The sequence below is a fragment of the Kitasatospora griseola genome, from assembly GCF_014648555.1.
Lineage (GTDB): Bacteria > Actinomycetota > Actinomycetes > Streptomycetales > Streptomycetaceae > Kitasatospora > Kitasatospora griseola.
The window spans coordinates 86,425-98,255 of record NZ_BMRI01000028.1; the positions used below are offsets into that span (position 1 = coordinate 86,425).

Consider the following 11,831-nt stretch of genomic DNA (forward strand, 5'->3'; position numbering starts at 1 on the left):
GCAACACCGGCAAGCCGCGCGCGCTGACCCTCTCCGAGGAGATCGGCCCGATGGTCGACCAGCTGCGCTTCTTCGCCGGCGCCGCCCGCCTGCTGGAGGGCAAGGCCGCGGGCGAGTACATGGACGGGATGACCTCGATCGTCCGCCGTGAGCCGGTCGGCGTCTGCGCGCAGGTCGCGCCGTGGAACTACCCGATGATGATGGCCGTGTGGAAGTTCGCCCCGGCGATCGCCGCGGGCAACGCCGTGGTGCTCAAGCCGTCCGACACCACCCCCGCCTCCACCGTGCTGCTGGCCGAGATCATCGGCGGCGTGCTGAAGGAGATGGAGCTGCCGGCCGGCATCTTCAACGTGATCTGCGGCGACCGCGAGACCGGCCGCCTGATGGTCGAGCACCGCACCCCGGCGATGGCCTCCATCACCGGCTCGGTCCGGGCCGGCATGCAGGTCGCCGAGTCCGCCGCGAAGGACGTCAAGCGGGTCCACCTGGAGCTCGGCGGCAAGGCCCCCGTGGTGGTCTTCCAGGACGCCGACATCGCCGAGGCCGTCGAGGGCATCTCGGTCGCCGGCTACTTCAACGCCGGCCAGGACTGCACCGCCGCCACCCGCGTGCTGGTGCACGAGTCGATCCACGACGCGTTCGTCGAGGCGCTCGCCAAGGCCGCCAAGGACATCAAGACCGGTGGCGTGGACGACGAGGACGTGCTCTACGGCCCGCTCAACAACGCCAACCAGCTGAAGCAGGTCACCGGCTTCATCGAGCGCCTGCCCGCGCACGCCAAGGTCGAGGCCGGCGGCCACCGGGTCGGCGAGGTCGGCTACTTCTACGCGCCGACCGTGGTCTCCGGCCTGAAGCAGGACGACGAGATCATCCAGAACGAGGTCTTCGGCCCGGTCATCACCGTGCAGAAGTTCACCGACGAGGAGCAGGCTGTCGACTACGCGAACGGCGTCGAGTTCGCCCTCGCCTCCTCGGTCTGGACCAAGGACCACGCCCGCGCGATGCGGATGTCCCGCCGCCTGGACTTCGGCGCGGTGTGGATCAACACCCACATCCCGCTGGTCGCGGAGATGCCGCACGGTGGCTTCAAGAAGTCCGGCTACGGCAAGGACCTGTCCTCGTACGGGTTCGAGGACTACACCCGGATCAAGCACGTCATGACCGCGATCTGACGCGGTAGCGGAACCAGTAGGGGCGCGAGGAACTGAGCCGTCGGCCGTCGCTCTGCGGAGTGCACGGTCGGGCGCGCAGTTCCTTCGCGCCCCTGGTTTTTCACCCTGTCAGGGCGACGCGACGCTCCTGTGACAGCATGAAGCTGCCCAGCCGTGGGACGGCTCCCTAACCTGGGGGCATGAGCACTCCCACCGCTGACTCGGTCGTCGGGCAGGCCGTCAAGGCCGCCGACCGCGCGCACGTCTTCCACTCGTGGTCCGCCCAGGCACTGATCGACCCCCTCGCGGTGGCCGGCGCCGAGGGCTCCTACTTCTGGGACTACGACGGCAACCGCTACCTGGACTTCTCCTCGCAGCTGGTGAACACCAACATCGGCCACCAGCACCCGAAGGTGGTCGCGGCGATCCAGGCGAAGGCCGCCCAGCTGTGCACCATCGCCCCGGGCTTCGCCGAGGAGTCGCGCAGCGAGGCCGCCCGGCTGATCGCCGAGCGCACCCCCGGCGACCTGGACAAGATCTTCTTCACCAACGGCGGCGCCGAGGCGAACGAGAACGCGATCCGGATGGCCCGGCTGCACACCGGCCGGCACAAGGTGCTCTCCACCTACCGCTCGTACCACGGCGCCACCGCCAACGCGATCACCCTGACCGGCGACCCGCGGCGCTGGGCGAACGAGACCGGCGTCTCCGGCATCGTGCACTTCTGGGGCCCGTACGCCTACCGTTCGAACTTCCACGCCGAGAACGAGGCCCAGGAGTGCGAGCGCGCGCTCGCCCACCTGGAGCAGACCCTCGCGTTCGAGGGCCCCGGGACCGTCGCGGCGATCATCCTGGAGACCGTGGTCGGCACCGCCGGCATCCTGGTGCCGCCGGCCGGCTACCTGGCGGGCGTCCGCGAGATCTGCGACAAGTACGGGATCGTCTTCATCCTGGACGAGGTGATGGCCGGGTTCGGCCGCACCGGCGAGTGGTTCGCCGCCGACCACTGGGGCATCACCCCCGACCTGCTGACCTTCGCCAAGGGCGTCAACTCCGGCTACCTGCCGCTCGGTGGCGTGGCCATCTCCGGCGCGATCGCCGAGACCTTCGCGCAGAAGGCGTTCCCCGGCGGCCTCACCTACTCCGGCCACCCGCTGGCCTGCGCCTCCGCCGTGGCCACCATCAACACGATGGCCGAGGAGGGCATCGTGGAGAACGCCAAGCACATCGGCGAGAACGTGCTCGGCCCCGGCCTGCGCGAACTGGCGGAGCGCCACCCCTCGATCGGCGAGGTCCGCGGCCTCGGCGTGTTCTGGGCGCTCGACCTGGTGAAGAACCGCGAGACCCGCGAGCCGCTGGTGCCCTACAACGCGGCCGGCGCCGACAACGCGCCGATGGCGCAGCTCGCCGCGGCCTGCAAGCAGCGCGGCCTGTGGCCGTTCACCAACATGAACCGGTTCCACGTCGTCCCGCCGTGCAACATCAGCGAGGAGGACGCCAAGACCGGCCTCGCCGTCCTGGACGAGGTGCTCACCCTCACCGACGCGCACACGGTCTGACGAGACATCAAGCAGAAGGCCCCGGGCGAGTGCCCGGGGCCTTTCGCGCTGCGGTCGCCGGCACGTCGACGCCGTCATCGAAAGCGTCGGCCGCCTCGGGCCGCGCCGACGCCGTCAGCGGCGCACCGCGTCCAGTGCCAGCAGGGCCACGTGCAGGGAGAGGCAGGACTCCACCTGGTCGAGGTCGACGCCCAGGATGCGTTCGACCTTGTGCAGGCGGTCGTAGAAGGACGGGCGGGACAGGTGGGCGGCGTCCGCGGCCGCGGACTTGTTGCGGCCCTGCTCCAGGTAGATCCGCAGCATCTGCACCAACTGGCCGCCGTGCTCGGCGTCGTGGGCCAGCAGCGGGCCGAGTTCGCGTTCCACGTAGGTCTGCAGGCGCTCGTCGTCGCGCAGCAGGTGGAGCAGGCCGCGCAGGCGGACGTCGGGGAGGCGGTAGTACGCGGCGCGGCTGCCCGGGGCGTCGTGCAGGGCGGCGTCGGCGACCTGGGTGGCCTCCAGCAGGGCGCGGCGGGCGTCGCGGACCGAGCCCACCGAGGAGCCGACCGCTATCACCGGCTCGGCCGCCGCGCCGTCCCGGCCCGCCTCCGCGGACAGCCGGCGCAGCGCCGCGGCGAACGCCTCCAGCGAGGTGTGCTCGTCCTGCTGCGAGCCGAGCGCGATCAGCACGCCCACGCCCTCGTCGTCCAGCGCGCCGACCAGCGCGGACAGCCGGGCGGAGCGGATCGCGGTGGCCGCCAGCTCGGTGAAGTCGCGCAGCCGGGCCTGGGCCTCCAGGGCGGCGGGCAGCGGACCTTGACGCTGCCTCAGTACCACGCCGACCAGCCGGCGGCCCTCCAGCGGCACGCCCAGCGCCTGGGCGCGCAGCGACACCTCGGAGACGGTGAGTGCGTGGGTGAGGATGCCCGACAGCAGGGTGCGGTGGGTCTGCCGCTCCAGCGACTCGCGGTCGCGCACCACCAGCCGGTTCAGCGCGAGGGTGGCCGCGCCGCGCTCCAGCAGCATCGCGTGCGGGTGCGGCACGTCCGGGGGGAGCGGCGCCGGCTCGTCGACCAGCACCAGCCGGCCCCAGTCCTGGCCGCGCGCGCCGACCGTGGTCACCAGCCAGCCCGAGCGCGGGTCGTAGCCGGTACGGCCCGGCGGGTTGACGCCGCGCGAGCGGTGCTCCCAGTTCTCCAGCAGCTCGTGCTCGCCGCGGCCCGCCGTGGCGTGCGCCAGCACCTGGTGGGCGAGGTTCTCCAGCACCACCGGCGCGCCCGCCATCCGGCCGACCTGCCGGACCACCTCGGCGGGCTCCGCGCCCTCGGTGGCCAGCTCGTTGAACACCTGGTGCACGGCCTCGGACACCCGCAGCTGCTCCAGCTGCGCGTTCACCACCAGCGCGTGCACCGCCTCGGTGACGGCGACGAACTTCAGCTCCCGGCGCAGCACCACCAGCGGCAGGTTGTGCCGCTCGGCGGCCGCCACCAGGGCCCGGGGCAGCGAGTCGAAGTAGCGCCGGCCGAACTCGATCACCAGCCCGGCCACCCCGACCTCGGCCAGCTCCCGCACGTAGCGGGCCAGGCCGTCCCGGTCCTCCGGGAGCGCGATGCCGGTGGACAGCACCAGCTCGCCGCCGTGCAGCAGCCCTGCCAGGTCCGGCAGCTCGCTGACGTGCACCCAGCGCACCGGCCGCTCCAACGCGGAGGCTCCGGCCACCACCTGGGGCAGGCCGCGCCGCATCACGTCGAGATCGAGCACGCGGGCGACGGTGGGCAGCATCGCGGACACCTCCAGGGGGTTTCAGGGTGTCAAGTGAATCACGCTCGGGCGCGACGCCCTGTCGCCCCAGGGCGGAGCCTTGCAGCCTGTAAGACCGCCCGCCGGGGCCGTTGCTGAGTGACGCTTGCCTCCGGCCCCCGAACCGAGGCATCGTCGGCCGGGTCGAGTAGGCAATGGAGGCAACTCATGGACCTGACCAGCTTCAACGACGGCGCGCAGTATCTCGCGGGCCGCCTGACCCGGGGCTCGGGCGGCGAGCCGTTCAACGTGGTCAACCCCGCCGACGGCAGCACCGTCCAGCAGGTCGAACTCGCCACCACCGCCGATGTCGACGCCGCGGTCGCCGCGGCCCGCGGCGCGCTCCCCGAGTGGTCCGGCGCCACCCCGGGCGCCCGCTCCGAGGCGCTGAACCGCCTGGCCGGCATCCTCGCCGAGCGGGCCGGACAGTTCGCCCGGGTGGAGACCGCGCAGACCGGCAAGCCGATCAAGCTGTCCACCGAGTTCGACGTCCCCGGCACCATCGACAACACCGCGTTCTTCGCCGGCGCCGCCCGCAACCTCGAAGGCAAGGCCGCCGGCGAGTACAGCGGCGACCACACCTCGTACGTGCGCCGCGAGGCGGTCGGCGTGATCGGCAGCATCGCGCCGTGGAACTACCCGCTGCAGATGGCCGCCTGGAAGATCCTCCCGGCGATCGCGGCCGGCAACACCATCGTCCTGAAGCCCGCCGAGATCACCCCGCTCACCTCGCTGATGTTCGCCCGGGCCTGCACCGACGCGGGCATCCCCGACGGCGTCGTCAACGTGGTCACCGGCGCCGGACGCACCGCCGGCGAGCACCTGATCGGCCACCCCGACGTGGCCATGGTGTCCTTCACCGGCTCCACCGCCGTCGGCAAGCGGGTCGCCGAGATCGCCACCGCCACCGTCAAGCGCACCCACCTCGAACTCGGCGGCAAGGCCCCGTTCGTGGTCTTCGACGACGCCGACCTGGACGCCGCCGTGCACGGCGCCGTCGCCGGCTCGCTGATCAACAGCGGCCAGGACTGCACCGCCGCCACCCGCGCCTACGTCCAGCGCCCGCTGTACGACGCCTTCGTGGCCGGCGTCGCCGAGCTGTACGCCGCGATCCGCCTCGGCGACCCGATGAACCCGCAGACCGACCTGGGCCCGCTGGTCTCCTTCACCCACCGCGACCGCGTCGCCGGCTTCGTCGAGCGCGCCCGCTCCTACGCCACCGTGGTCACCGGCGGGCCCGCCGACGGCAAGGGCCACGACGGCACCGACCTGTCGCTCGGCGCCTACTACCGCCCCACCCTGATCGCCGGCGCCGCCCAGGACAGCGAGGTCGTCCAGGGCGAGATCTTCGGCCCCGTGCTCGTCGTGCTGCCCTTCGACAGCGACGAGGAGGGCCTGCGGCTCGCCAACGACACCCCCTACGGCCTGGCCGCCTCCGCCTGGACCCGCGACATCCACCGCTCGCTGCGCGCCACCCGCGAGATCGCCGCCGGCTGCGTCTGGGTCAACGACCACATCCCGATCATCAGCGAGATGCCGCACGGCGGGTACAAGTCCTCCGGCTACGGCAAGGACATGTCGCAGTACTCGCTCGACGAGTACACCCAGGTCAAGCACGTCATGTTCGACACCACCGCGGTCGCCCGCAAGGACTGGCACCGCACCATCTTCGGCGACCGCTGACCGGGCCTCGGGCCCACCGGGGCCCGCGATCCGTGTAAGAGACCGCCGGTACCCCGCTCTCCCGGATGACAACGCCCACCGCGTGTCATCCGGGAGAGACGAGGAACCGCACGTGAGCACCACCCGCCACCCCAGCGCCCTGCACTGGCTGGCCGCCGCCGCCCCCGACCCCGACAGCTGCCGCCGCCGCTGGGAGCGCACCGGCCTCGCCCTGCTGCCCGCCGGCCGCCGCTGGGACGTACTGCACGCCCCGGGCCCGCTCGGCCGCCCCGCCGCCGCGCTGCTCGACCGGCCCGGCGGCGGACCCGTCCTGGAGGATCCGGCCGACGACACCGTCGGCTTCCTCGTCCCCGTCGGCACCGCCGACCGCTGGATCGGCACCGGCATCCGCCGCTCCGGCGACGGCACCTGGATCGCCGTCCCGCACCCCGACCGCCCCGGCCGCGGCCCGCACTGGCTGATCCCCCCGCACCGCAGCGGACGCCTCGTCGACCCCGCCGCCCTCGCGCTGGCCCTGCACGACACCGCCGCGCACCTGCGCTGCCCGCGCTTCCCCCGCTGAGCGGACCACACTGTCCCCATGGACACCAGCACCGCCGACCCCGGGCCCCCCACCCGGGACCAGCACACCGACCGCACCCGCCTGCTCGCCGACGCCCAGCCGTACTGCCTGCAGCACGCCCTCGCGCTGGCCGGGGCCGACGCACTCCGGCTGCACGGCCTGCCCGTCCACCGCCACGGCGCCGACCTGCTGCTGGTCTGCGCCGACGGCCCGCCGCTCGCCGACCTCGCCACCGGACTCGCCGAGACCCTGCGCGCCGCCGGCCACCGCACCGCGGACAGCACCGGCACCGCCCGCCGCCACCAACTCGCCGTCACCGCCGGCCACACCGCCGGCCTCGGGCTCCCGGACCCGGCCCGCCCGGCGCTCCGCGTCGAACTGCGGCGCGAACCGCTGCGCCACCCGCCCGTGCTGCCCGACGGCGCCCCGCTCCCCGTCGCCGCCCTGGACGACGCCGCCGCGCTCGCCGTCCTCACCCTCTGCGAGCGCGCCCTGCCCGCCGACCTGTTCGCCCTGCACGCCGTCACCGCCCGCCTGCGCGAAGGCCAACTCCTCGCCCTGGCCGGCGCGTTCGACGAGGAGTTCACCGCAGGGACGCTCGCCGACCGGCTGGAGAGCGCCGCCGCGCTGCTCCCGTCCGGCGCCGCCGACACCCGGCAGTGGGCCGAGCACTGGGCCCAGGACCTGCGGCTCGATCTGCTGGAGACCACCGAACTCGCCGACGGCCTGCACGACCCCTACCTGGACGCCGCGGAGAGCGCCGAGGACACCGCCGACGCCGCGCCCGACGACCTGTAAGGGGGAATCGCGCTTCCCCGTCAGGGTGCTCGTTGAGCGGGCCGGATGCGCGGAGCAGACTGGAGAACGAGCGCGGGACATCCGTGGACAGTCGGAGGCAGAGACCCTTGAGCAAGCACATCACGCACTGGATCGGCGGCCGGTCCGTCGCCACCGCCGGAACCGCGCCCCGCCGCGGCGACATCTTCGACCCGGCCACCGGCCAGACCACCGGCCAGGTCGACTTCGCCGAGATCGCCGAGGTCGACCAGGCGGTCGCCGCCGCCGCCCAGGCCTTCGCCTCCTGGCGCAAGGCGTCCATCGCCAAGCGCACCCAGGTGCTGTTCAACTTCCGGGAGCTGTTCAACGCCCGCAAGGACGAGCTCGCCGCGATCATCGTCGCCGAGCACGGCAAGGTGCACTCCGACGCCCTCGGCGAGCTCGCCCGCGGCCAGGAAGTCGTCGAGTACGCCTGCGGCATCCCGCAGCTGATCAAGGGCGGCTTCACCGAGCAGGCCTCCACCGGCGTCGACGTCTACTCGATCCGCCAGCCGCTCGGCCCGGTCGCCATCATCTCGCCGTTCAACTTCCCGGCCATGGTGCCGATGTGGTTCTTCCCGATCGCCATCGCGGCCGGCAACACGGTCGTCCTGAAGCCCTCCGAGAAGGACCCGTCCGCCGCCAACTTCATCGCCGAACTGTGGAAGGAAGCCGGCCTCCCCGACGGCGTCTTCAACGTCGTGCACGGCGACAAGGTCGCGGTCGACCGCCTGCTGGAGCACCCCGACATCAAGTCGGTCTCCTTCGTCGGCTCCACCCCGATCGCCCGCTACGTGTACGAGACCGGCACCCGCTACGGCAAGCGCGTGCAGGCCCTCGGCGGCGCCAAGAACCACATGCTGGTGCTCCCCGACGCCGACCTCGACCTGGCCGCCGACGCCGCCATCAACGCCGGCTTCGGCGCGGCCGGCGAGCGCTGCATGGCCGTCTCCGTGCTGGTCGCCGTCGACCCGATCGGCGACGAGCTGGTCGCCAAGATCAAGGAGCGGATGGCCACCCTCAAGGTCGGCCCCGGCTGCAACGGCGACTCCGAGATGGGCCCGCTGGTCACCGGCCAGCACCGCGACAAGGTCACCTCCTACGTCGAGTCCGGTGTCGCGGACGGCGCCGAACTCGCCGTCGACGGCCGCAAGCACGCCATCGCCGGCGAGGACGCCTCCGGCGCCCCCACCACCGACGGCTTCTGGCTCGGCCCCACCCTGTTCGACCACGTCAAGCCGGGCATGTCCGTCTACAACGACGAGATCTTCGGCCCGATCCTGTCGGTCGTCCGGGTCCCCTCCTACGACGACGGCCTGAAACTGATCAACAACAACCCGTACGGCAACGGCACCGCCATCTTCACCAACGACGGCGGCGCGGCCCGGCGCTTCCAGAACGAGGTCGAGGTCGGCATGGTCGGCATCAACGTGCCGATCCCCGTCCCCGTCGCCTACTACTCCTTCGGCGGCTGGAAGGCCTCGCTGTTCGGCGACAGCCACGCCTACGGCGCCGACGGCGTCCAGTTCTTCACCCGCGGCAAGGCCGTCACCCAGCGCTGGCTCGACCCCTCGCACGGCGGCATCAACCTCGGGTTCCCGACCAACAGCTGAGGCTGTCGAGCACGGCCCCGGGACACGACATGAACGGCCGGCCCCCTGCCAGGGGGCCGGCCGTTCCGCGTTCCCGCCCCGCGGGGTCGCCGCACTACTCCGCGCCGTTGTTCCTCACCTGACGGCGCACCGTCGCCCGCACCGCCCGCGACACCACCGGACCGAGGCCGTCCACCACCTCCACCAGCAGCCCCAACTGGTCCAGCGCGCCGAACGCCCCCGCCGCCCCCGCCGGGTCCACACCCTCGTACAGCTCCAGACCCACGAACCCGGCCGTCACCGCCTGCGCCAACCCCGTCAGGTCGAGGAACTCCGCCAGCGGATGCCCGACGAACAGCCGGCCGAGGACGGCCTCGATCTCCGCCGTCCACAGCCGCAGCGCCTCCGCCGACACGTCCGCGAGCTGCGGATACCCCGTCGCCCCCGCCAGGAACTGACCCAGCAGCGCGACGTTCCCCTCCGCCCGCTCCCGCGCGTGCAGCTCCTGGCCCACCGTCAGCAGCTCGCGCAGCGACCGCACCTCCGCGAACCGCTCGCGGTACCGCTCCAACCGCAGCCCCGTCTCGCGCAGCGCCGCCGCCGCGAGCAGCCCCTCCACCGTCTTGAAGTGGTAGAACACCAGCGCCTGATTGGCCCCGATCTCCCCGGCGATGCTCCGCGCCGACACCCCCGAGATCCCCTGCCGCTTGAGCGCACTGATCGCCGCATCCATCAACCGCTCACGTGTGTCGCCCATGCGCCGCAGCGTAGTCGCCACCCGCCGCCCGCCGTCCCGACCCATCCGCTACATCCGGAAGCGCTCGCGCAACGGACGCACATGACGCGGAATCCCCTCCGCCCCCACCCGCGGGTACTCCGCCGTGAACCACCCCTGGTACCCCAGCACCAGTCCCACCACCGGATTGCTCACCCGCACCCGGATCCGGAACCGCCCCGCCTCGTCGTCGAACCACTCGTGCAACTCCGCCCGCCCCGTCAGCAGCTCCGGCACCACCGGCGCCCCGACCAACGACGCCACCCGCTGCGCCCCCGAGGAGATCACCAGCCCGCCGCGCGCCGTCACCCCCAGCCGCAGGTCCACCGCCAACTGCTGGTGCGTCCCCAGATAGTCGAGCACCGTCCCCGGCCGGTCCTGCGCCGCCACCATCGTCGCGTCGAACCGCCGCGGCCGGGCGAACTGGAACGTCCGCACGAACGTCACCGTCTCCCGCCCGAACCCGTCCCGGTACGCGTAGTTGGCGATCGTGAACGGTATGTCCCGCCCCTGCTCCGGAAACAGGACGTTGCGGCGCGCCCCCACCCGGAGAAACGGCACCAGCAGCCGGGACCCGCGCTCGATCCGATCCATCCGCCCCGTTCCGACACAGGCGATCCCGTCCGCACTGGAGAAGCCGAACCGGCGCTGCATCTCCGGGTGCAGACGATCGAAGTCCGCGCCGAGCGCCGCATGGAAGATCGAACGGGTCGGAGCCGCGGCGGCGGGGGAGCCGGCCGGGTCGGTGACGGCAACTTTGACGGTCATGACTGCTCCAGGGTGATCGCGCCCAGGTTCCCGCTGGGTCGGCGTGCGGAGAGGTGATTGCGGCTCGGAGCGGGAGCGGGGCGGTCGGACGGCGGGGCGAGCGCGGCCAGCAGACGGGGCGCGCGGGCGGCGGTCCGGCCGCGAGCACCCGGGCGCGGACGACGACGGCAGCGGCGGGCAGCAGGGGTGACCGGAGAGGGCGGCACGAGCGCCGAGAACACCAGCACCACGCCCGCCGTGAGCACGCCTGCGACGGCCTGCCCCGTGACCGCCGCATCCACCACTCCCGCCAGCGCCGCAGCCCCCACCCGGACCGTCACCTCGGCCAGCCCGTGCCACAACGCCCGCTCCGGCGAGATCCCGCGCTCCGCCCACAGCCGCAGCCGGTCGAACGACCAGGCCGTCAGCCACCCCACGCACGGCCGCACCAGCCAGTGGTCCAGCTGCGCACCGCCGCGCCAACGCCAGCCGCGGTAGTCGTAGCCGGTGACGAAGGTGACGTGGGGCGCACCGCCCGCCGACGTCCCGTCAGTCGCCGGGTCCTCGGAACGGCCGGGCAGGTAGCGCCAGTACCCCGCCCCCTCCTGCAGCGGGGACCAGCCCGAGTCGGACGCGAAGCGCAACGCACTCACCCGCTGCCCGTCGGCTCGCCGCCGCTCGGCTGTGGTGACCCCGCTTCCCGTCAGCGCCGGCCCCTTGGCCGGCCCCAGCAGGTACCGGAACCCGACTGGCTCCGACCCCTCCTTCTCACCTGCACCGGACTCGGGTGGGTGCTCGCTCGGGGAGTTCAGGTAGTCGATGCGGCTGAATCGGGCGTCCCAGCGCTGGTGGTGCCACGGCCGCTGGGTGAGCTCCCAGAGCGTGTCCGGATCCGTGCGGATCGACAGCTCCACATAGATCGGTTTGGTCGGGCGTCGCCCCTGACCAGGCATGGGTGTTCCCCCTGTCGCGAGTTTGAGCGATCGCTCAACGCTTGGCGCGGTCATCATGGCAGAGGTTTGAGCGACTGCTCAAGAGTTGATGCTGCGGGGTGGCGGCGGATCGCCCGCAGGAGGTGTTTGCACCTGGGGCGGATCCGGCGTAGTGTTCACTGGTCGCTCGGCAGGGAGCACCGGACACGCATCTGTGTGGACGGTCCCGGGGCGG

At 72.8% G+C, this 11,831-nt stretch carries 10 protein-coding genes; 6 read left to right on the top strand and 4 right to left on the bottom strand.

Features of this window, described 5'->3' with window-relative positions; all coding sequences use genetic code 11:
- Positions 1-1,172, top strand: a 1,172-nt coding sequence (locus IEZ12_RS27695; RefSeq protein WP_229848149.1) for an aldehyde dehydrogenase family protein, incomplete at its 5' end; no start/stop codon positions are given.
- A 179-nt stretch (positions 1,173-1,351) separates the two neighbouring features.
- The gene (locus IEZ12_RS27700) at positions 1,352-2,710 is read left to right on the top strand and encodes an aspartate aminotransferase family protein (RefSeq protein WP_189275677.1); all 1,359 of its coding nucleotides are present in this window, start codon (positions 1,352-1,354) and stop codon (positions 2,708-2,710) included.
- Positions 2,711-2,824: 114 nt separating this feature from the next.
- On the opposite strand, the gene IEZ12_RS27705 is transcribed toward IEZ12_RS27700, so the two are convergent.
- On the bottom strand, positions 2,825-4,471 hold the full coding sequence (locus IEZ12_RS27705) for a PucR family transcriptional regulator (RefSeq protein WP_043916190.1): 1,647 nt from the start codon (positions 4,469-4,471) through the stop codon (positions 2,825-2,827).
- A gap of 186 nt (positions 4,472-4,657) precedes the next feature.
- On the opposite strand from IEZ12_RS27705, the gene IEZ12_RS27710 reads away from it, so the two are divergent.
- From IEZ12_RS27710 to IEZ12_RS27725, 4 genes are all read left to right on the top strand, one after another.
- Positions 4,658-6,172, top strand: a complete 1,515-nt coding sequence (locus tag IEZ12_RS27710) for a gamma-aminobutyraldehyde dehydrogenase (RefSeq protein ID WP_189275679.1) — start codon at positions 4,658-4,660, stop codon at positions 6,170-6,172.
- Positions 6,173-6,284: 112 nt separating this feature from the next.
- Positions 6,285-6,734, top strand: a complete 450-nt coding sequence (locus IEZ12_RS27715; protein ID WP_189275681.1) for a hypothetical protein — start codon at positions 6,285-6,287, stop codon at positions 6,732-6,734.
- An 18-nt stretch (positions 6,735-6,752) separates the two neighbouring features.
- Positions 6,753-7,532 (top strand): hypothetical protein, encoded by a 780-nt coding sequence (locus IEZ12_RS27720; protein ID WP_189275683.1) that lies wholly within the window; start codon positions 6,753-6,755, stop codon positions 7,530-7,532.
- Between the two features lie 107 nt (positions 7,533-7,639).
- Positions 7,640-9,163 (top strand): CoA-acylating methylmalonate-semialdehyde dehydrogenase, encoded by a 1,524-nt coding sequence (locus tag IEZ12_RS27725; protein ID WP_189275685.1) that lies wholly within the window; start codon positions 7,640-7,642, stop codon positions 9,161-9,163.
- Positions 9,164-9,257: 94 nt separating this feature from the next.
- On the opposite strand, the gene IEZ12_RS27730 is transcribed toward IEZ12_RS27725, so the two are convergent.
- Genes IEZ12_RS27730 through IEZ12_RS27740 form a run of 3 tightly spaced genes read right to left on the bottom strand, consistent with a single transcriptional unit; the run spans position 9,258 to position 11,617 of the window.
- Positions 9,258-9,899, bottom strand: a complete 642-nt coding sequence (locus IEZ12_RS27730; RefSeq protein WP_189275687.1) for a TetR/AcrR family transcriptional regulator — start codon at positions 9,897-9,899, stop codon at positions 9,258-9,260.
- A 48-nt stretch (positions 9,900-9,947) separates the two neighbouring features.
- Positions 9,948-10,685 carry a DUF4166 domain-containing protein gene (locus IEZ12_RS27735; protein ID WP_189275689.1) on the bottom strand — a complete coding sequence of 246 codons (738 nt, stop codon included), beginning with the start codon at positions 10,683-10,685 and terminating at the stop codon, positions 9,948-9,950.
- Positions 10,682-11,617, bottom strand: coding sequence for a hypothetical protein (locus IEZ12_RS27740; protein ID WP_229848151.1), 936 nt, complete (start codon positions 11,615-11,617; stop codon positions 10,682-10,684). Before IEZ12_RS27740 ends, IEZ12_RS27735 begins: the two co-directional genes overlap by 4 nt.
- Between the last annotated feature and the right edge of the window lie 214 nt (positions 11,618-11,831).

Coding starts and splice junctions, on each gene's coding strand:
- IEZ12_RS27720 (WP_189275683.1), top strand. CDS start 6,753: ATGGACACCAGCACCGCCGACCCCGGGCCCCCCACCCGGGACCAGCAC.
- IEZ12_RS27730 (WP_189275687.1), bottom strand. CDS start 9,899: ATGGGCGACACACGTGAGCGGTTGATGGATGCGGCGATCAGTGCGCTC.
- IEZ12_RS27740 (WP_229848151.1), bottom strand. CDS start 11,617: ATGCCTGGTCAGGGGCGACGCCCGACCAAACCGATCTATGTGGAGCTG.
- IEZ12_RS27710 (WP_189275679.1), top strand. CDS start 4,658: ATGGACCTGACCAGCTTCAACGACGGCGCGCAGTATCTCGCGGGCCGC.
- IEZ12_RS27705 (WP_043916190.1), bottom strand. CDS start 4,471: ATGCTGCCCACCGTCGCCCGCGTGCTCGATCTCGACGTGATGCGGCGC.
- IEZ12_RS27735 (WP_189275689.1), bottom strand. CDS start 10,685: ATGACCGTCAAAGTTGCCGTCACCGACCCGGCCGGCTCCCCCGCCGCC.
- IEZ12_RS27700 (WP_189275677.1), top strand. CDS start 1,352: ATGAGCACTCCCACCGCTGACTCGGTCGTCGGGCAGGCCGTCAAGGCC.